The organism is Streptomyces sp. NPDC101237, assembly GCF_044767465.1.
Lineage (GTDB): Bacteria > Actinomycetota > Actinomycetes > Streptomycetales > Streptomycetaceae > Streptomyces > Streptomyces gramineus.
Window position 1 is genome coordinate 196,814 of record NZ_JBIWNY010000007.1, and the last position, 19,389, is coordinate 216,202.

A 19,389-nucleotide genomic window follows, 5' to 3' on the forward strand; every position below is an offset into this window, starting at 1 on the left:
CCGGTCAGGCCGTCGTCCGCCGTGTCGGACGCCGCAGCAGCAGCCGTCGGGCCGGCCGTTCCACGCCCTCGTAGAGGAGCCAGGACAGGCCGAGCGACACGGCGAACGCGACGACGGCGGCGGCCGAGCCGGTGAGCGGGCCGAAACGCGGGCGGGTACCGAGCAGGTGGGTACCCGCCCGCAGCACCAGCAGATGGACCATGTAGAACGCGAACGACAGCTCTCCGAGGCGCACCAGCCACCGGCGCCGCCACAGCGAGGGCAGCCCGCGCAGGTCCGCGAGCGCCGCCGCCGGGATGAGCAGCGCGAAACCCGTGATGGTGCACGCGGTGGCCGCGTACTCGGCGGTGAACTGCGGGACCAGGAAGTAGCCGACGACCGCCAGTGCGAGCGAGGCCTCCAGGCCAGGGCCGCGCCAGCGGCCGAGCAGCACCAGCCGCGCGGTGGCCGCGCCGAGCACGAACTCGGGCAGCCGGGCCGCGGGGAACGAACTGATCGGCTGGGACCACCAGTGGTGGGCCTCGGTCCAGGCCAGCGCGAACACGGCGAGGACGCAGACGCCGGCCAGCAGCCGGGCGCCCCGCGCCTCCAGCCGGCGCAGCAGCAGGGCCAGCAGCGGGAAGGCGGCGTAGAAGAACGCCTCGCAGGCCAGCGACCAGCTGACCGGGTCCAGCGTCTGCCACCACGGCCGCCACCAGGAGTGCACCAGGAGGACGTCGGCGAGGCCCTGCGGCAGGGTCGGCCGCGGCTGCCGGGGCAGGGTGAGGGCCATCAGCAGGGCGATCGCGACGGTCACCAGGTGCACCGGGTAGACGCGGGCGACGCGCCGCCACCAGAAGCGCCCCGGCCGGTCGCCAGGCCGCGCCGACCACATCAGGACGAACCCGGACAGCAGGAAGAAGAACGACACCCCGGACGCGCCGGCCTCGAACCCCCACGACATGAATCGCGCGCCGGTGCCGCCGAAGTAGCGGAAGTTGTGCACGTGCAGACCGAAGACCAGCAGCGCGGCCATCCAGCGGAGCCCGGTGAGGGACGGCAGCGAGGGTGCGGGCGAGGACGGCTGGGTGCGGGAGGGCGGGGCGGCGGCCGGAGCGGTCAGCGGGGCCTTGGTCGCCGTCGTCATCGGGTCACCTGCCGGAGGGTTCGCGCGTGGAGCATGGAACGGAGCGTTGCCCGTTCCGTACCCTTCATTACGGCCTCGCGCGAAACATCACACCAACGCCGAGCCGGGAGGGCCGGATGGGCGGGTGCGACCCTACCCGGACGGCCGGTACCGGTCGCCGCCCCCGCCGAGCGCCGCACCCCCTGCCCGGACGCCCCGGACCGTGCGTGCCCGGCACGGACGGTCCGTCGAAACACGGGAGCACGAACGGGTGATGCGGCCCTCCGCCGGCTTGACGCGGTCAGGACGGTGACCGGGTGGCGGCGGTCCTGCGCGTTCCGTCGGACGGCGTGCTCCGGATCTCGGACGGCGTGCTCCGGGCCGCGGACGGAGTCGACGACTGCGTGCGGCCGGGGTCCAGGGCGGCGCGGCTGCGCTCCGGCGTGACGCTCGTACGCGGCGCGCGGGCGCTGGGCGCCTGGGACGGCGGGACGTGGTGCGGGGCCGTCGGGCTGACGGCCGGCGGTGCGAGCGGGACCTGTGGGGTGACCGGCGCCGAGGGGGCGGTCAGCCGCATCGGCAGCGCGATGAGCAGGCCCACGGCGCAGGTCGCCCCGGCCCCGGCCGCCACGCGCAGCAGCCGGCGGCGGCCCGCGGCGCGCCGGATCTCCTCGTAGCGGCCCGCCGGCGGGCCGAGATACGCGGCCGGCGGCCGCAGGACGACGGTGAGCGGATCGTCGGGGCCGTCGAACTCCGGCTCCTCGTCAAGGCGTGTGGTCAAGGCTTCTCCTCAGATGGCCGCGGAGCAGTTCACGGGCCGCGTGCAGGTCGGCCTTGACGGTTCCCTCCTTGCGTCCGGTCAGCTCGGACACCTCCCGGATCGGCATGTCAGCGTAGTAGTGCAGCAGGATCGGGACCCGCAGTCGCTCCGGCAGCGACTGCACCAGCAGCCGCACCGAGGGGTCGGCCTGCTCGGGGTGCGGGCGGGTCGCGGCCTCCGAGCCGACGCGGCGCACGGTCCGGCGCTCGCGCTCCAGTTTGCGCCAGTGGTCCCGCACGAGGTTGGCCGCTGTGACGTAGAGGAACCCGCGGGGCTCCTCCACCGACGTCCAGCGGGCCCACAGCCGGGTGAAGGCCTCCGAGGCGATCTCGTGGGCCGTCTCGTCGTCGTCGACCAGACGGCGGCACCAGCCGGCCAGGCGCGGGTACAGGGCGGCGAACAGCTCCGACGCCGCCTTGTCACGGGACCGTTTCAACGTTCTCCAGGGTCGAGGGGCTCATCGTGGCGATGAGGAGGATGCGGGACCGGCCGGACGCGTTCCGCCGGTCCCGCACCGCCGTACCGGGGGTCAGGCGGTCGTGCCGGTCAGCGAGGCGAAGACGATCACGTTGTCGAGGTAGCCGTCGCCGCCGCGCGGGCCTCCGCAGGTGATCAGCCGCAGCTCGGGGCGGTCCACGTCTCCGTACACGTCCTTCGTCGGGAACGCGGACTTGGCGACCGTACGCACCTCGTCGACGGTGAACACCGCCGACCGGCCGTTCTCCAGACGCGCCACCGCCCGCTCGCCCCGGCGCAGCTCCGCGAGTCGGCGGAAGACGCCGTCGCCGTAGCTGCCGACCGTGACATGGCCGAGGATCACCGACGGGCCGACCTGCCCCGGGGTGGGGGAGTGGCGGTACCAGCCGGCCCGGTCGTGCGCGGTGACCGGCGGCACCTGCACCGTGCCGTCGGGCGCCAGCCCGAGCCGCAGCAGCGGGGTGTCCACGCCGATCGCCGGGATGCGCAGCCGGACCGGCACGGAACGCCCGAGCGCGGCAGGCGTCGCGGACGGCGCGGGCGCGGACGGCCGCTCGTCGCGGACGGCGCCGGCCGTGCGGTGGGCCGTCGGCCCCGCGCAGCCCGCGAGCAGCGCGACCGTGGCCGCGGAGACGAAGGCGCGCCTGGAGAGGGAGGTCATGCCCCGGTCGCCCGGCGGCGACGCACGGTGACCAGGACGGCGCCCGCGGCCAGCACCGCCGCGGCGCCGCCGCCGATCAGGGCGTTCTCCGTCCCGGAGTCCGAGGCCGGCTCGGCCACCCCGGTGTCGGGCGCACCCGCGGGCACGGCCGCGACCTGGCGGCGGTCCCGGGCCGTGGCCGGGGTCGAGGCCTGGGTGGGCTCGGCGGACCGGACCTCGGAGGGGGCGTCGGAGGGCTCCGCGGACGTGGCGGGGGTCGGCGTCGCGGTGCGGACCGGGCGCGGGGTGGTGCCGTCGGCGAACGCGGGGACGGTGGCGCCCAGGACGGCGGTACAGGCCAGTGCCGTGGCGGTCAGGACGGTTCGGCGCATGGAGACGCTCTCTTTCGTCGGCCCGCCGTGGTCGGGGCGGGCTGAGTAACGGATCGAGCGAAGAGACGACCCGGCACCGGGACGGGTTGTAAAGGGATGGCAAAGTCCGTGAGGGGGGCGGTGGCGAGGCGGCCTCGGGGGGCCGGGGCGGGGCCGGGGTTCTGCGTGCCGTCACCAGACTTGAATTGTTTGTTTTCTTGAATCACTCGTGTTTGTGGAGGTAGGTTGGCGGCCATGACCGCATCCCAGCCCCCGACCACCGCCGACGAGCTCCGTGGTGTCGGCCTGCGGGTGACGGCCGCCCGCGTCGCGCTGCTGGAGACCGTCCGCCGCGGTGACCACCTCGACGTCGAAGGGGTCGCCTCGGGCGTTCGTGAGCGCGTAGGCCACATATCGCTCCAAGCCGTGTACGACGCGCTGCACGCGCTCACCACGGCCGGACTCATACGCCGTATCGAACCGGCCGGCAGCCCGGCCCGGTTCGAGGGACGCGTCGGCGACAACCACCACCACGTCCTGTGCCGGTCCTGCGGCGCGGTCGCCGACGTCGACTGCGCGGTCGGCGACGCGCCGTGCCTGACCGCCTCGGACGACCACGGCTTCGCCATCGACGAGGCCGAGGTCATCTACTGGGGCCTGTGCCCCGCCTGCTCCACCGTCACTGATTCCTGAGTATGTCGATCCGCCCCCTCCGGAAGGATTTCCCCCAATGTCCGAGACCCAGGAGAACGCCGCGGGCACGTGCCCGGTCGCACACGACCGGGCGCCCCACCCCACCCAGGGTGGCGGCAACCGCCAGTGGTGGCCCGAGGGACTCAACCTGAAGATCCTTGCCAAGAACCCCGCCGTCTCGAACCCGCTCGGCGAGGGTTTCGACTACGCGCAGGCGTTCCAGGGCCTGGATCTCGCGGCCGTGAAACGGGACATCGCGGAGGTGCTCACCACCTCGCAGGACTGGTGGCCTGCCGACTTCGGCAACTACGGCCCGCTGATGATCCGGATGGCCTGGCACAGCGCGGGCACCTACCGCATCACCGACGGCCGCGGCGGCGCAGGCGCCGGCCAGCAGCGCTTCGCCCCGCTCAACAGCTGGCCGGACAACGGCAACCTGGACAAGGCCCGCCGTCTGCTGTGGCCGGTCAAGAAGAAGTACGGCCGGGCCATCTCCTGGGCCGACCTGATGATCCTCACCGGCAACGTGGCCCTGGAGACGATGGGCTTCGAGACCTTCGGCTTCGGCGGCGGCCGCGAGGACGTCTGGGAGCCGGAGGACGACGTCTACTGGGGTCCCGAGAAGGTCTGGCTCGACGACCAGCGCTACACCGGCGACCGCGACCTGGAGAGCCCGCTCGGCGCCGTCCAGATGGGCCTCATCTACGTCAACCCGGAGGGCCCCAACGGCAACCCGGACCCGGTCGCCGCGGCCCGCGACATCCGGGAGACCTTCCGCCGGATGGCGATGAACGACGAGGAGACCGTCGCCCTCATCGCCGGCGGCCACACCTTCGGCAAGACGCACGGCGCCGGCCCCGCGGAGAACGTGGGCGCCGAGCCCGAGGGCGCGCCGATGGAGCAGCAGGGCCTGGGCTGGAAGAGCACCTACCGCACCGGCAAGGGCGGCGACGCGATCACCAGCGGCCTGGAGGTCACCTGGACCACCAGGCCCACCCAGTGGACCAACGACTTCTTCGGCATCCTCTTCGGCTACGAGTGGGAGCTGACCGAGTCCCCGGCCGGCGCCAAGCAGTGGGTGGCCAAGGACGCCGAGGCGATCATCCCCGACGCGCACGACGCGTCGAAGAAGCAGCTTCCGCGGATGCTCACCACCGACCTGTCGCTGCGCTTCGACCCGATCTACGAGCCCATCTCCCGCCGGTTCCACGAGAACCCGCAGGAGTTCGCGGACGCCTTCGCCCGCGCCTGGTTCAAGCTGACCCACCGTGACATGGGCCCCAAGTCCCTGTACCTCGGCCCGGAGGTCCCGGCGGAGACCCTGCTGTGGCAGGACCCGCTGCCGGCCGCCGAGGGCGAGGCCATCGACGCCGCCGACGTCACGGCCCTCAAGGCCAAGCTCCTCGACTCCGGCCTGACGGTCGCTCAGCTGGTCTCCACCGCCTGGGCGTCGGCCTCGACGTTCCGCGGCAGCGACAAGCGCGGCGGTGCCAACGGCGCCCGGATCCGTCTGGAGCCGCAGCGCGGCTGGGAGGTCAACGACCCCGAGGAGCTGGCGCAGGTCCTGCGCGTCCTGGAGGGCGTCCAGCGGGAGTTCAACTCCGGCGCGAAGAAGGTCTCCCTCGCCGACCTCATCGTCCTCGGCGGTGCCGCCGCCGTGGAGAAGGCCGCCCAGGCCGCCGGTGTGGACGTCGAGGTGCCCTTCACCCCGGGCCGGGTCGACGCGACCGAGGAGCACACGGACGTCGAGTCCTTCGCGGCCATGGAGCCGACGGCCGACGGCTTCCGCAACTACCTCGGCAAGGGCAACCGCCTGCCGGCCGAGTACCTGCTGCTCGACCGCGCCAACCTGCTCGGCCTCAGCGCCCCCGAACTGACCGTCCTGGTCGGCGGTCTGCGCGTGCTCGGCGCCAACCAGGGCGGGTCCAGGCACGGTGTCCTCACCGAGACCCCGGGCGTGCTGACCAACGACTTCTTCGTCAACCTGCTCGACATGGGCACGGAGTGGAAGTCGACCTCCGAGGACCAGACCACGTTCGAGGGCCGCGACCTGGCCACCGGCGCGGTCAAGTGGACCGGCACCCGTGCCGACCTGGTCTTCGGCGCCAACTCCGAGCTGCGCGCGGTCGCCGAGGTCTACGCGAGCGACGACGCCAAGGAGAAGTTCGTGCGGGACTTCGTCGCCGCCTGGGCGAAGGTCGCCGACGCGGACCGGTTCGACCTGATCTGATCCCGGCGACGCCCGGGACCTGACGCCCGGGCCGGCCTCACCAGGCCGGCCCGGGCGTCCTCGCGTCCGCGCGCCCCACCCGTGACTGCGCGCGAGGCGCGCGGCCCGCCGGCGCCCTTCGACATACCCGATCCCAGCCCCTGCCGCGTGGACCGTTCCCGACGCGCGGGTAATCCCTTAGTGACATGGCCTGGTCAAGTCTGTCAGGCTTCGGACTCGCACCACTCAGAGCGCGTGACCCGTGGCCGTCCCCGGCGCACCCCAGCCGGCCCGGCGGCCACCGAGCAGACCGGGACCCCGGTCGCCGCAAAGGAGTTTCGTGTGAGATCGACCCCCCACAAGGCCTTCGTCACGAGCGCGTTGGCCGTCGCGGCACTGGCCGCGGCCCTGCTCCCCGGCAGTACGGCGTCGGCCGCCCCGGCGGCGGCCTGCACCCCGGCCCAGGTGCTCTCCAACGGCGGATTCGAGAGCGGCACCTCACCCTGGACGCAGTCGTCGACCAGCGTGATCACCAGCCGCACCGGGCAGAGCGCCCACAGCGGCACCAGCTTCGCCTGGCTCGACGGCGTCGGCGGCACGCACACCGACACGCTCTCCCAGAGCGTCACGATCCCGTCCGGGTGCAGCAGCGCCACCCTCACCTTCTGGCTGCACGTCGACACCGCCGAGACGACGTCGTCCACCGCGTACGACAAGCTCACGGCGAAGATCGGCAGCACGACCCTGGCGACGTACTCGAACCTGAACAAGGCCACCGGCTACGTCCAGAAGTCCTTCGACGTCTCGGCGTTCGCCGGCCAGACCGTGACCCTCGCCTTCACCGGCACCGAGGACTCCAGCCTCCAGACCAGCTTCGTCCTGGACGACCTCGCCCTCGACACCTCCGGCGACACCGCCCCGCCGGCCGACTCGACGCGCACGCCGGCCGCCCCGGCGTACACGGTCAGTCTCAGCAGCAACACCGCCGGCACCGTGTGGACCGGACACGAGAGCGCGACCTTCACCAACGCCTCGGCCACCCCGCTCACCGAGGTCTACCTGCGGCTGTGGGACAACTACCACGGCACCTGCTCCGCGCCGCCGATCACGGTCGGCAACGTCACCGGCGGCACCGCGGGCGCTCTCTCGGTGGCCTGCACGGCCCTCCAGATCGCGCTGCCGACCCCGCTGGCGCAGGGCCAGTCGACCACGATCGGCTTCGACCTCGGCATCACCGTGCCGAGCGGCGCCGACCGGTTCGGCCACGACGGCGCCTTCAACATGATCGGCAACGCGCTGCCGGTCCTCGCGGTCAAGGACGGCTCGGGCTGGCACCTGGACCCGTACACCAACAACGGCGAGTCGTTCTACTCCCTGGCCGCCGACTTCAAGGTCACCCTGGACCACCCCACCAGCCTCCTGGTGCCGGCCACGGGCACCTCGACCGACACCCCCGGCACCAGCGGCCGTACCGTCACCACCGCGACCGCCTCCAAGGTCCGTGACTTCGCGTGGGCGGCCGGGCCCTTCACCAAGATCTCCGGCACCTCCCCGGGCGGTGTCCCGGTCAACATCTACTCGGTCTCGGGCATCAGTTCCTCCAGCGCCCAGTCCATGCTCAGCACCGCCAAGTCCGCGGTGGACGCCCACGCCGGCCGCTTCGGGGCCTACCCGTACGGCGAACTGGACGCGGTCATCGACAACAACTTCTGGTTCGGCGGCATGGAGTACCCGGGCTTCGTCCTCGACCTGGTAAGCACCACCGCGCTCACCCACGAGATCGGCCACCAGTGGTGGTACGGCATCGTCGGCGACGACGAGTACAACAGCCCCTGGCTGGACGAGGCGTTCACCGACTACGCGACCGACCTCGCGCAGGGGCTGAGCGGCACCAACTGCTGGAACAGCGTGTCCTGGGCCTCGTCCGCCGAGAAGATCACCAACTCGATGGCCTACTGGGACGCCCACTCCTCCCGCTACTCCACCGTCGTCTACGGCTACGGCAAGTGCGCCCTGCACGACCTGCGCCGCCTCATCGGCGACTCGGCCATGACCACGCTGCTGCGGACCTACGCGAGCGCGCACTGGTACGGCGTCTCCACCACCGCCGAGTTCAAGGCGGCGGCGCAGGCGGCCACCGGTACCGACCTGACGTCGTTCTGGACCACCCACCGCATCGACGGCTGACGCACACCCCGTTCACGGGTCCGGGACCGGCACGAACGTGCCGGTCCCGGACCTTTCGCGTTTCCGGGCGCCGCGCCCTCTCCCGCCGTGGGGCACGCCCGTCGCCCGATGGGACCAGCGAAACGCGCATCACTCGGACGGCGGGCCTGGCGTGCAGCCGATCGCGCGACCCGGAAGCCTAGGATCCGTGACCGGACAAACAGGACATCTCGCCTGGTTCGGGAGGGGCGGGGCCGTACCTCACGACTGAAGGAGTCGGGATGTCGCACCGCGCCGGGAGGACCCGCTGGCGGCTCTTCGGGGTGGTTCTGGTGCCCGCCGTCGCCGCGTGCGCGACCGTCGGCATCGGCATGGCGCAGGGGGTGCTCGCCGCGTCGTTCTTCGTCTCGGGCCAGAAGTTCCAGGTCACCGCCGACTCGCTGACGGCCCGGGGAGTCAGCCTCTACAGCATGATCGACGTGACCAGGAAGCGCGAACTCGTCCCCGTCGTGGTCACCGGCTTCCGGCACGCGACGATCAGCGGCCTGTGCGAGGCCATCTCGGTCGACGTCCCCGTGCTGGGCACCCAGACCCTCCTGATCAGCGGAGGCGACAAGCGGCTGGTCGGAGCGACGGACCTGTTCCTCGACGTCACGGCGGAGGCCGCCGCGCAGGCGAACTTCACCGGCCTGGACATCGGGGTCGCCCAGGGCGCCATCTCCAAGGGCCCGGTCAGATCCGGCGACCGCGACTCCCGGTTCTTCGACCCGGACGGCGTCGCCCTGCAGTCCACGTCGGTCACCCTGACCGACGTACGGGTGAACACGGTCGCGGTGTCCGCCGGCACCCTGAACGTCCCCGGGCTGCGGATCCGTATCGAATCGGGCGCCCGTTCATGCCCCTGACCCGACGGACCGCGACCGCACTGATCAGGACGGCCCGACTGATCAATCCCGCCGGCAGGCGCCGCGAACTGCTCGCCGCGGCACCGGAACTGCGCCGCGGGTTCCGCGACTGGCGCGGCGAACGCCCCTTCTGGGCGGGCTTGTTCACCTTCACCGCCGGGCTGCCGATCCTCTACTGGCCCTACGCGAGACTGGACCTGGCCGGCATCCCGCTCGCCCTGTCCACCACCTCGGGCGCGGGCGCGCTGGTGATCGGGACCCTGCTGCTGGTCCTGGGCGTCTCGCTGTGCTGCCGCCCGCACCTGAGGGTCTTCGCCGGAGTCGCCACCCTCCTGCTCGCCGTCATCTCCTTTCCCGTGGCGAACTTCGGCGGCCTCTTCCTGGGCGTCGCCTGCGGCCTGATCGGCGGCTCCCTGGCCTGCGCCTGGCTGCCGCCCGAGGCGGAGGCGGACCGGGCCGTCCAGGGCGACGGCACGGCCACGGCCGTCGCGGCGGCGGAGGGTCCCGGTGACGACCACTGACGACGGCGCGAGCACGCGCACCGGCCGACCCGCCCGTCCACGCCGTACCGGCCCGGCCACCGCCGCGCTCGCCCGCGCGTCCGCGCCGCTCGCCTGCGCGGCGGCCGTGGCCTGCCTGTCCCTGTCCCTCGTCCCGCACCCGGCGGCGAGCGGCCGGCAGGCGGCGACCGGCGCGCCGCGGCCCGGCCCGTCCGCCGCCGACAGGGGCTCCCTGGTGCTGCGGGCGGACCGGCTCGTGCTGCGCGGCGCCAGGTTCCGGGGGACGGCCACCGTGCGCACCGCGACGGGCACCGTCCGGGCCGTGAAGCTCACCGTGCGGTCGCTGGACGCCGTCGACCTCGACCTCACCGCCGGCCGGGGCCGCGCGGCGCTGCGGCTGCGGGCCCGGCCCGCGACCACCGCCACGCTCAAGGGCCAGGGCGCCACCGGCGAGGTCACCCTCTACGTCCGCAAGCTGTCCGGCCGGGTCACGGGCGTCGGTGGCGGCCCGCTCCCTGCGCACCGCGCCCTCGCCGTCACACCGGACGCCGTCCCGCGCTGGCTCGCGCGTCCCGCGGGCCAAACCCGCACGATCACCCTCGTCTCGGCGACCGTCACCCAGGTCGTGCAGCGCGGCGGCCGGCTGTCCGTCAAGGGCGCGGAGCTGAGGGCCGCGCCCCGCTGACTAGGCGGCCGGCAGCGGCCGGACCGTGAGGATCTGCGAGGCGTGCCCGACCGGGCCGTCCATGTCGTGCAGGACCGTGCTGGTGAGGCCCTGTCCGGTGGGACCGAAGCTGACCTTCGTGTCCAGCCCCGTCCAGACACCCCGGGGCTGGCGGTGCAGGTGGACGGTCAGATCGACGTTCGGGAACATCCACTCGGTGGGCGACCGCCGTACGGCGATGCCGTTGGCGGTGTCGACCAGGGTGAGGAACGAGGCGAGCGGGCTGACCCGGACACCGGCGACCAGGTCCACGGGCGTGGAGATCCAGGCGGCCGTACGGCCCGGACGGCGCGGTGCGACCGGGCGGATCTCCACCGAGCCGATGTAGCCACCGGGCCACAGTTCGCCCGCCGGCCACGGGGCGAGGGAGTCGGGCGGGACGAGACGGTCGTCGGGGCCGCCGGCCACCGCGGCGGTGTCCAGCTCGGCCAGGTACCAGGCGCGGGCCCGCAGGACCGCGCGGCCGGAGATCCGCACGACCGCTTCGAGGAGTTCGATGGTGCGTCCGGGACGGACGGTCTCCACCTCGATCTCGCACTCGTCCAGGGGAAGCCGGCCGAGGATGTCGTAGCTGATCCGCGACAGCAGCAGGCCGTTGTCCGGGCGCGCGGCCCGGTACCGGTCGAGGGCGTGCACCACGAGCCCCGACAGCGGACTGAAGTGCTGCTCGTCCGGGGCCCAGGCGCCGCCCGCGCGCGGCGTCGGCTTGTAGCGGTGGTCGTCGACGGCCTCGAAGTAACTGCCCTGGGTCGCGCCGGGGATGGCCAACGGACGTCTCTCCTCTCATCTGGACACCCGGGACGCCGCCGGCATCCGTGCCGTCGCGCCGGGTGAGAAGGTGCACACGGCACCCAGTGTGCCGAGGCGCGGTGCGCGGACGGGGTCACGGGGTGCGGAAGCCGCGGAAGGTCACGTGCGCGCGGCTCTCGAACCCGAGCCGTTCGTACAGCGCGATCGCGCCGGTGTTCGACTCCGCCGCGTGCAGGAAGGGACGTTCGTCCCGGGCCAGCACGCGCGCGGCCAGCGCGCCCACCAAGCGGCCGGCGTGACCCCGTCCGCGTGCCTCGGGGGCGGTGCAGACCGCGCTGATCTCGGTCCATCCCGGCGGCCTGAGCCGCTCGCCGGCCATGGCGACCAGCGTGCCCCGGTCGCGGATGCCGAGGTAGGTGCCGAGTTCGCGGGTGCGCGGCCGGAACGGTCCCGGTGCGGTCCGCGCGACGAGCGCGAGCATCTCGGGGACGTCGGCCGCACCGAGTTCGACCAGGTCGGTGCCGTCCGCCCGGGGAGCGGGCGCGGGCCGGCGGCCGCGGGGCCAGACCAGCTGCCGCCCTTCGAGGACGAACACCGGCTCCCAGTCCGCGGGCGGCGGCGCCGGGCAGTTGAACATGTCGGCGAACGCGCCGGGACCGAGCAGCCGGGCCAGGTCGGCCCAGTCCTCGGGACCGGGGTCGGCGGACACCGACGAGAAGGTCGCCACGTCCGGCACATAGCTCGCGGCCCGGCCGGCCCGCCGCCCCAGCCGGGCGTGGTGACCGAGCAGGGAGGCGCCCACCGGGTCGTCGAGTACGGCGCTCTCCTCGGCTGTCATCGTGCAACTCCCCGTTCGCCGTGCCGCTGTCGGTGCCGCCATGATCGTAACCAGCGTGCGCCGAGGAGCCCGCGCGGGGCCGCGGCGGCGCCCGGGGCACGGGCGCGTACGGTAGCGGGAAGATCGTCCGCGGAGCGCGGGCCCACCGGATCGCGGAAGGAACCGACCAGATCATGCGCGTCAACGCGACCCGCGGCCGTACGGAGGTCCACGGATGAGCGACGTCCTGTTCCGCACCGAGGGCCGGACGGCCCACATCACGCTGAACCGGCCCCAGGCCCTGAACGCGCTCACCCACGCGATGGTGCTCGCCATGGACGAGGCGCTCGCCGCCTGGGAGCGGGATCCGGCGGTCGCGGCGGTGGTGATCAGCGGTGCGGGGGAGCGGGGGCTGTGCGCGGGCGGTGACATCCGGGCCGTGCACGACGACGCGCGGGACGGGGACGGCAGTGCGGCGGCCGCGTTCTGGCGGGACGAGTACCGTCTCAACGCGCGGATCGCCCGGTATCCGAAGCCGTACGTCGCGGTGATGGACGGGATCGTGATGGGCGGCGGGGTCGGTGTCTCGGCGCACGGCAGTGTCCGGATCGCCACCGAACGCTCCCGGATCGCCATGCCGGAGACCGGGATCGGGTTCGTGCCCGACGTCGGCGGGACGCATCTGCTCGCCCTCGCCCCGGGAGAACTCGGCACCCACCTCGCGCTGACCGGCGCCCAGATCGGCGCCGCCGACGCCCTGCTGTGCGGACTCGCCGACCACTGCGTCCCCTCCGACCGCATCGGGCAGTTGACCGCCGACCTCGCCGAACAGCCCGTACAGGACGCGCTCACCGGGCATGTGCGGCCCGCGCCGGACGGCGAACTGGCCGCTCACCGCGGGTGGATCGACGCCTGTTACGCCGCCGGCACGGTCGAGGAGATCGTGGACCGACTGCTCGCCCACCCCGACCCGGCCGCCAAGGAGGCCGGGCAGACCCTGCTCACCAGGTCGCCCACCGCGCTCAAGGTCACCCTGGCCGCGCTCCGCGGGGCCCGGCGTCTCGGCAGCCTGGAGCGGGTCCTCGACCAGGAGTACCGCGTCTCCTGCGCCGCCCTGTCCACCGCCGACCTGGTGGAGGGCATCCGCGCCCAGGTCGTCGACAAGGACCGCGACCCGCACTGGTCCCCGGCCACCCTCGCCGAGGTCACCGACGCCGACGTCGACCGCTTCTTCGCCCCGCTCGGCGACCGCGAACTCGGGCTGGCCGACGGGGCCGGACACCCGCACCGCTGATCCGGCGGCGGCAGGTCACCGGGCGGGAGAGGAAGATCACGCCTGATGGGGCGGTCTTGGCCGTGCCCCTGACACGCGGTACCGTCTGTCCGGAATCGACGACGACAGAACGGAAGCCGGTGCAAGTCCGGCACGGTCGCGCCACTGTGTGCGAGCACCCCCCCCGGGAACTCGCGAGTCAGACCCGTAGCCGTCGTCCAGTGCACCACCGAGATGGGACGCGAACTCCCAGAGGAGGTTCTGCCATGGCGCAGACCGTCGCGCAGCCGACAGCCACCACCCCCGTAGTTCCCGCCAAGCTGCCGCTGAGCGCGATAGCTCCCTGGGCGGTCTTCTTCGGCATCCTCATGCTCGTCCTGCTCTACTTCGTCGGCGCCGAGCAGGGCGCCACCTCCGTGTTCAGCGGCACCGACGTCCACGAATGGGTGCACGACGCCCGTCACCTCCTCGGCTTCCCCTGCCACTGACGCGAGGGACGCCGTCCGCTCATGAACTCCGCAACCGTAAGAAACCTCCTGGTGCGGGGCATGCTCGCCGGCCTCGCCGCCGGCGTGCTCGCCCTCGTCGTCGCCTATCTCCTCGGTGAGCCGAACGTCGACAAGGCCATCGGCTTCGAGGACGCCCACGCGCACGAGCACGAGATGGAGGTCGTCTCCCGCTCGCTCCAGTCCACGGCGGGCCTGGCCACCGGCGTGCTGGTCTACGGGGTCGCCTTCGGCGGCATCGCCGCGCTCGCCTTCTGCTTCGCCCTGGGCCGCGTCGGCCGCTTCTCGCCGCGGGCGACGGCGCTGCTGCTGTCCGGCTGCGCGCTGCTCGCCGTCTACGTGGTGCCCTTCCTCAAGTACCCGGCCAACCCGCCGTCGGTGGGCGATCCGGACACCATCGGCAAGCGGACCACGCTGTACTTCCTGATGATGGTGCTCAGCGTGCTGCTCGCGGTCGCCGCCACCCTCCTCGGCAAGCGGCTGCGGCCGAGCCTCGGCACCTGGTGGGCGACCGTCACCGCGGTGGCCGCGTTCGCCGTCGTCGTCGCCCTGGCCTACCAGTTCCTGCCCGTCGTCAACGAGGTGCCGGCCGACTTCCCGGCCACCCTGCTGTGGCGGTTCCGGCTCTCCGCGCTGGCCGTCCAGCTGGTGCTGTGGGGCGGATTCGGCCTGGTCTTCGGCGAGTTGGCGCACCGGCAGCTCAACCCCAAGCCCGCGACGGCTCCGGCCGGACGTACGGTTCCCGCCGCGAACTGAACGATTCACGCCACGCGAGGGCCCTTCGGAACCCACCGGGGGCCCTCTCGCGTTCTCCGGGCACCGGCGGACCCGGCGCGGACGACCCGAGGCGAGGAGCGGCGGATCCGAGTGGCACGACACCCCTGCCACGTCGCATCACCCTCGGCGGCCACCAGGCCGTCGCGCTCACCGTCCGCGAGGACGAACAACTGGTGGCCGGCCGCCGCCGGATCGGCGGCCGGAGCGCCCGGGTCCGGGTGCTCGCCCAGCAGGTGAAGCGGACCGAACAGCTCCTGAGCGAACCGGAGAACGTGGTCGGCGGCGCCGCGGACCGCCACCCGCCGGACGCCGAGTGCCTGCGCTGCGCGATCGCGGACCTGCTCCGCCGCCATCGGCCCCCGGGTACCCCGCGACGGGTGTGAACCGGCCGTGAATCCGCCGTGTCTTCGCGGGAGTGCCGGTGCCGCACTCGCGCCCGCCGCCGCGGGCAGGGAAAGATGGGCGTCCAGCGATCGATCAACGACTGCGGAGGAAGTGGACTCATGCCGCATGAGCGAGCGGGCCGGCCGGCGGCTCCGGAGGACCTCGTCGACGTGGCCCGGCTGGTCACGGCCTACTACGCGCGCCACCCCGAACCGGCCGATCCGGCCCAGCGGGTGGCGTTCGGCACCTCGGGGCACCGCGGGTCGTCCCTGGCGACCGCGTTCAACGAGGACCACATCGCGGCCACCAGCCAGGCCATCTGCGAGTACCGGAGCGGCCAGGGCACCGACGGCCCCCTCTTCCTGGGCGCCGACACGCACGCCCTGTCCGAGCCCGCGAAGGTGACCGCCCTTGAGGTGTTCGCCGCCAACGACGTCACCGTCCTGGTCGACAGCGCCGACGGCTACACACCGACCCCAGCCGTCTCGCACGCCATCCTCACCCACAACCGCGGCCGGACCACCGGCCTCGCGGACGGCGTCGTGGTCACCCCCTCGCACAACCCGCCCGCCGACGGCGGCTTCAAGTACAACCCGCCCAGCGGCGGCCCCGCCGCCTCCGACGCCACCTCCTGGATCCAGGACCGCGCCAACCAGATCATCGCGGGCGGCATGAAGGACGTGCGGCGCCTCCCGTACGAACGTGCGCTCGCCGCGCCCACCACCGGCCGGTACGACTTCATGGGCGTCTACGTCGACGACCTGCCCAGCGTCCTCGACCTCGACGCGGTCCGGGCGTCCGGACTGCGCATCGGCGCCGACCCGCTCGGCGGCGCCTCCGTCGCCTACTGGGGCCGGATCGCCGAACGGCACGGCCTGGACCTCACCGTGGTCAACCCGTACACCGATCCCACCTGGCGGTTCATGACGCTGGACTGGGACGGCAAGATCCGCATGGACTGCTCCTCGCCGTACGCGATGGCCTCGCTGATCGGGAAGCGGGACGAGTTCCGGGTCGCCACCGGCAACGACGCGGACGCCGACCGGCACGGCATCGTCACCCGCGACGCCGGCCTGATGAACCCCAACCACTACCTGGCCGTCGCCATCTCCTACCTCTACCGGCACCGCGACCGGTGGCCCACGGGCACCGGCATCGGCAAGACCCTCGTCTCGTCCTCGATGATCGACCGGGTGGCCTCCGACCTCGGCCGGCAACTGGTCCAGGTCCCCGTCGGGTTCAAGTGGTTCGTGGACGGACTGGCGGGCGGCGCGATCGGGTTCGGCGGCGAGGAGTCGGCCGGTGCCTCCTTCCTGCGCCGGGACGGCTCGGTGTGGACCACCGACAAGGACGGCATCCTGCTCGCCCTGCTCGCCTCCGAGATCACGGCGGTGACCGACAGGACGCCGTCCGAGCACTACGCCGACCTGACCGGCCGCTTCGGCGAGCCCGCCTACGCCCGCATCGACGCCCCGGCGACGCGCGAGGAGAAGGCTCTCCTCGCCAAGCTCTCCCCGGCCCAGGTCACGGCCGAGACCCTGGCCGGCGAGCCGGTCACCGGCGTCCTCACCGAGGCGCCGGGCAACGGCGCGGCCATCGGCGGCATCAAGGTGACCACGGAGAACGCCTGGTTCGCGGCCCGCCCGTCCGGCACCGAGGACGTCTACAAGATCTACGCCGAGTCCTTCCAGGGACCCGACCACCTCGCCCGAGTGCAGGAGGAGGCCAAGGCGGTGGTGACGGCCGCGCTCGGCGGCTGAGGACCGCGCGCCGGACGGTCCGTGCCGGGCGGCGGCCGGCGACCCGCCGGCCGCCGCCCGCGCCGGCACGGCCTGTCCCGGCCGCGGGCGCGGCGGCGGGAGTCCGGGGAACCGGCGCGGGCGGCGCGGCCGACCCGGTCGCGGCCCGCACCGGCCCCCGCTACCCGGCCCGGCACGCGGCGAGCCGCTTCTCCAGGAACCGCCGCTCCGCCGCGTTCTCCACCAGTTCCAGGGCCCGTTCGTAGGCCGCGGCCGCCTCGGCGCCGCGGCCCATGCGGCGCAGCAGGTCGGCGCGGGTGGCCGGCAGCAGGTGGTAGCCCGCCAGGTCGCCCTCCGCCTCCAGCTCCGCCACCAGGGCGAGACCGGCCGCGCCGCCCTCGGCCATGCCCACGGCCACCGCCCGGTTGAGCCGGACCACCGGCGAGGGCACATACCGCTGGAGTTCGCCGTAGAGACCGGCGATGTCCGCCCAGTCGGTGCCGGCGGCGGTCGCGGCGGTGGCGTGACAGGCGGCGACGGCGGCCTGGATCTGGTAGGGACCGGGACGGCCGCGGCGCAGCGCCCTCTCCAGGAGGGCCGCGCCCTCGTCGATCTCGGCACGGTCCCACGCCGAGCGGTCCTGGTCCTCCAGGGTCACCAGATCACCGGCCGCGTCCACCCGGGTCTCCCGGCGCGCGTCGTGCAGCAGCAGGAGCGCGAGCAGCCCGAGGACCTCCGGTTCGTCGGGCATCAGCCGGGCGAGGAGCCGGGCCAGCCGCACGGCCTCCGCACACAGCCCGGTCCGCATCAGATCGGCGCCCGCCGTGGCCGCGTACCCCTCGTTGAACAGCAGGTAGAGCACGGCCAGGACGCCCGTGGTGCGGTCGGGCAGCAGGTGCGCGGGCGGCACCCGGTACGGGATGCCGGCGTTGCGGATCTTCCGCTTCGCGCGCACCAGCCGCTGCGCCATCGTCGCCTCGGGGACCAGGAAGGCACGGGCGATCTCCGGGGTGGTCAGCCCGGCCAGGGTGCGCAGGGTCAGCGCGACCCGCGCCTCCACGGCCAGCGCCGGATGGCAGCAGGTGAAGATCAGCCGCAGCCGGTCGTCGGCCACACCGCTGTCGTCGCCCTCGTGGTCCGGGTCGCGGGGTCCCTCGTCGCGTGCCAGCACGGCCGCCTCCCGCAGCTTCGCCGCTCCCACCGTCTCCCGGCGCAGCACGTCCAGGGCGCGGTTGCGCGCGGTCGTGGTCAGCCAGGCACCCGGCCGGCGCGGCACCCCGTCCCGCCGCCACCGCTCGAGCGCCTGCGCGAAGGCGTCCTGCGCGCACTCCTCGGCGAGGTCCCAGTCGCCCGTCACCCGGATCAGGGTGGCGACGACCTGGGACCACTCCTCGCGGAAGGCGGCGGCGACGGCCTTCTCGACGTCGTCCGTGACCGTCACTCCCAGACCGGCCGGACCTCGACCGAGCCGCCGGCCAGCGCCGCGGGGTGCCGTGAGGCGAGAGCGACGGCCTCGTCGAGGTCGGCGACCTCGATGATGTCGAACCCCGCGACGTACTCCTTGGTCTCGGCGAACGGCCCGTCGCTCAGCAGCACGTCGTCCCCCCGGACGCGCACCGTGGTCGCGTCGGCGGCGGGCCGCAGCCGGGCACCGCCCTTGACGACGTCACGGTTGCGGACCTCCTCGATGTACGCGGTGAAGCGCGGGTCCTCGGCGATCTCGGCGGGGCTGAGTTCCTCGCCGCCCACCGGCGTGCAGATGAACAGGACGTACTTCACGACCGCTCCTCTCCGGTGCTCCCGGCCGACGCGGCCGACAGGTGTTCGTGGGCGATCAGCCAGCCGAAGCCGGTGTCCCGGTGGCCGGTGGTGACCCGTACCGTCCGGTCCAGGGGCTCCCCGGTCACGCGGGTGCCGCGCACGCGGACCAGGGCATGGCTGAAGGCGCTGCCCTCCCCGGGGCGTACCCGCAGGTCGAGCACCTCGCGGTGGACGGGCCCCGCGAGCGTCGCGAACCACCCCTCGACCGCCTTGCGGAGCGCGGCGATCCCCGACAGCGCGTCGCCGCCGGTGAGCCCGAAGGCCTCCACGTCGGGCGCGTAGCAGGCGGTGAACCGCTCGACGTCCCGCTCGCGCGCGGCCTCGGTCAGCTCGGCGTCCAGTGCCCGGATCGCCGCCGCGGGGTCCTCGGCGAGCCCCTCGTCCCAGAACGGCCGCACCTCCATGGCCCCGACGGTGGCCACCGGATGCCCGGCGGCGATCCGTACGGCCTCCTCCAGGCTGTCGCAGTCGACGACGTCGAAACCGGCCACGTACTCCTTCGTCTCCGCGAACGGGCCGTCGGTGCGCAGCACCTCGCCGTCGCGGACGCGGACGGTGACCGCCGTGTCGGGCAGCCGCAGCCGGTGGCCGTACAGCCGGGCCCCGGTGCGCACGCCGTGCTCCTCCACCCAGGGCTCGACCGGCGCCGTCCCGGAGGCGTCCGCGGTGTCGTCGCCGCAGACCAGCAGCATGTATTTCATCGTTCCTCCCG

21 protein-coding genes and 1 riboswitch are annotated in these 19,389 nt (G+C 73.6%); of the genes, 11 read left to right on the forward strand and 10 right to left on the reverse strand.

The window, feature by feature from the left end; translation table 11 throughout:
• Positions 1-4: 4 nt before the first annotated feature.
• The 5 genes from ACIRQ9_RS13905 to ACIRQ9_RS13925 form a co-directional block, all read right to left on the reverse strand.
• Positions 5-1,126, reverse strand: coding sequence for an acyltransferase family protein (locus tag ACIRQ9_RS13905; protein ID WP_404171417.1), 1,122 nt, complete (start codon positions 1,124-1,126; stop codon positions 5-7).
• Positions 1,127-1,406: 280 nt separating this feature from the next.
• Positions 1,407-1,886 (reverse strand): hypothetical protein, encoded by a 480-nt coding sequence (locus ACIRQ9_RS13910; RefSeq protein WP_404171420.1) that lies wholly within the window; start codon positions 1,884-1,886, stop codon positions 1,407-1,409.
• The gene (locus tag ACIRQ9_RS13915; RefSeq protein ID WP_351734333.1) at positions 1,870-2,361 is read right to left on the reverse strand and encodes an RNA polymerase sigma factor; all 492 of its coding nucleotides are present in this window, start codon (positions 2,359-2,361) and stop codon (positions 1,870-1,872) included. Before ACIRQ9_RS13915 ends, ACIRQ9_RS13910 begins: the two co-directional genes overlap by 17 nt.
• Positions 2,362-2,454: 93 nt before the next feature.
• Positions 2,455-3,063, reverse strand: coding sequence for a class F sortase (locus ACIRQ9_RS13920; protein WP_404171423.1), 609 nt, complete (start codon positions 3,061-3,063; stop codon positions 2,455-2,457).
• A complete protein-coding gene (locus tag ACIRQ9_RS13925; protein WP_404171426.1) occupies positions 3,060-3,434 on the reverse strand; it encodes a sortase-dependent protein in 375 nt (124 codons plus the stop codon). Before ACIRQ9_RS13925 ends, ACIRQ9_RS13920 begins: the two co-directional genes overlap by 4 nt.
• Before the next feature lie 234 nt (positions 3,435-3,668).
• On the opposite strand from ACIRQ9_RS13925, the gene ACIRQ9_RS13930 reads away from it, so the two are divergent.
• From ACIRQ9_RS13930 to ACIRQ9_RS13955, 6 genes are all read left to right on the forward strand, one after another.
• The gene (locus ACIRQ9_RS13930) at positions 3,669-4,106 is read left to right on the forward strand and encodes a Fur family transcriptional regulator (protein WP_404171429.1); all 438 of its coding nucleotides are present in this window, start codon (positions 3,669-3,671) and stop codon (positions 4,104-4,106) included.
• 37 nt (positions 4,107-4,143) lie between these two features.
• Complete coding sequence (katG, locus tag ACIRQ9_RS13935) at positions 4,144-6,336, forward strand: catalase/peroxidase HPI (protein ID WP_404171432.1); 2,193 nt, start codon at positions 4,144-4,146, stop codon at positions 6,334-6,336.
• Between the two features lie 321 nt (positions 6,337-6,657).
• Positions 6,658-8,502 (forward strand): M1 family aminopeptidase, encoded by a 1,845-nt coding sequence (locus ACIRQ9_RS13940; protein WP_404171435.1) that lies wholly within the window; start codon positions 6,658-6,660, stop codon positions 8,500-8,502.
• Positions 8,503-8,762: 260 nt separating this feature from the next.
• Positions 8,763-9,386, forward strand: a complete 624-nt coding sequence (locus ACIRQ9_RS13945) for a DUF6230 family protein (protein ID WP_404171438.1) — start codon at positions 8,763-8,765, stop codon at positions 9,384-9,386.
• Positions 9,377-9,907, forward strand: a complete 531-nt coding sequence (locus ACIRQ9_RS13950) for a DUF6114 domain-containing protein (protein WP_404171441.1) — start codon at positions 9,377-9,379, stop codon at positions 9,905-9,907. The genes ACIRQ9_RS13945 and ACIRQ9_RS13950 overlap by 10 nt, the downstream gene beginning before the upstream one ends.
• Positions 9,894-10,571, forward strand: a complete 678-nt coding sequence (locus ACIRQ9_RS13955) for a hypothetical protein (protein ID WP_404171444.1) — start codon at positions 9,894-9,896, stop codon at positions 10,569-10,571. Before ACIRQ9_RS13950 ends, ACIRQ9_RS13955 begins: the two co-directional genes overlap by 14 nt.
• Here the strand turns inward: ACIRQ9_RS13955 and ACIRQ9_RS13960 are convergent, their stop codons facing one another.
• Entirely contained in the window at positions 10,572-11,378 is an 807-nt protein-coding gene (locus ACIRQ9_RS13960; protein ID WP_404171447.1) for a thioesterase family protein, read from the reverse strand.
• 115 nt (positions 11,379-11,493) lie between these two features.
• Positions 11,494-12,198: a GNAT family N-acetyltransferase gene (locus ACIRQ9_RS13965; protein ID WP_404171450.1), complete on the reverse strand. Its 705-nt coding sequence runs from the start codon at positions 12,196-12,198 to the stop codon at positions 11,494-11,496.
• Positions 12,199-12,412: 214 nt separating this feature from the next.
• On the opposite strand from ACIRQ9_RS13965, the gene ACIRQ9_RS13970 reads away from it, so the two are divergent.
• From ACIRQ9_RS13970 to pgm, 5 genes are all read left to right on the forward strand, one after another.
• Positions 12,413-13,471: an enoyl-CoA hydratase/isomerase family protein gene (locus ACIRQ9_RS13970; protein WP_404171453.1), complete on the forward strand. Its 1,059-nt coding sequence runs from the start codon at positions 12,413-12,415 to the stop codon at positions 13,469-13,471.
• Positions 13,472-13,539: 68 nt separating this feature from the next.
• A riboswitch (cobalamin riboswitch) is annotated at positions 13,540-13,678 on the forward strand.
• A gap of 38 nt (positions 13,679-13,716) precedes the next feature.
• A complete protein-coding gene (locus ACIRQ9_RS13975; protein WP_046732744.1) occupies positions 13,717-13,938 on the forward strand; it encodes a CbtB-domain containing protein in 222 nt (73 codons plus the stop codon).
• A gap of 21 nt (positions 13,939-13,959) precedes the next feature.
• On the forward strand, positions 13,960-14,712 hold the full coding sequence (locus tag ACIRQ9_RS13980) for a CbtA family protein (protein ID WP_404171456.1): 753 nt from the start codon (positions 13,960-13,962) through the stop codon (positions 14,710-14,712).
• Positions 14,713-14,906: 194 nt separating this feature from the next.
• Positions 14,907-15,116: a hypothetical protein gene (locus ACIRQ9_RS13985; RefSeq protein WP_404171459.1), complete on the forward strand. Its 210-nt coding sequence runs from the start codon at positions 14,907-14,909 to the stop codon at positions 15,114-15,116.
• A gap of 120 nt (positions 15,117-15,236) precedes the next feature.
• Positions 15,237-16,877, forward strand: a complete 1,641-nt coding sequence (gene pgm, locus ACIRQ9_RS13990) for a phosphoglucomutase (alpha-D-glucose-1,6-bisphosphate-dependent) (protein WP_404171462.1) — start codon at positions 15,237-15,239, stop codon at positions 16,875-16,877.
• A 160-nt stretch (positions 16,878-17,037) separates the two neighbouring features.
• Here pgm and ACIRQ9_RS13995 read toward each other — a convergent pair whose 3' ends face one another.
• Genes ACIRQ9_RS13995 through ACIRQ9_RS14005 form a run of 3 tightly spaced genes read right to left on the reverse strand, consistent with a single transcriptional unit; the run spans position 17,038 to position 19,378 of the window.
• A complete protein-coding gene (locus tag ACIRQ9_RS13995) occupies positions 17,038-18,297 on the reverse strand; it encodes an RNA polymerase sigma factor (protein WP_404171465.1) in 1,260 nt (419 codons plus the stop codon).
• On the reverse strand, positions 18,294-18,635 hold the full coding sequence (locus tag ACIRQ9_RS14000) for a YciI family protein (RefSeq protein WP_404171467.1): 342 nt from the start codon (positions 18,633-18,635) through the stop codon (positions 18,294-18,296). The genes ACIRQ9_RS13995 and ACIRQ9_RS14000 overlap by 4 nt, the downstream gene beginning before the upstream one ends.
• Positions 18,632-19,378, reverse strand: a complete 747-nt coding sequence (locus ACIRQ9_RS14005; RefSeq protein WP_404171470.1) for a nuclear transport factor 2 family protein — start codon at positions 19,376-19,378, stop codon at positions 18,632-18,634. The genes ACIRQ9_RS14000 and ACIRQ9_RS14005 overlap by 4 nt, the downstream gene beginning before the upstream one ends.
• Between the last annotated feature and the right edge of the window lie 11 nt (positions 19,379-19,389).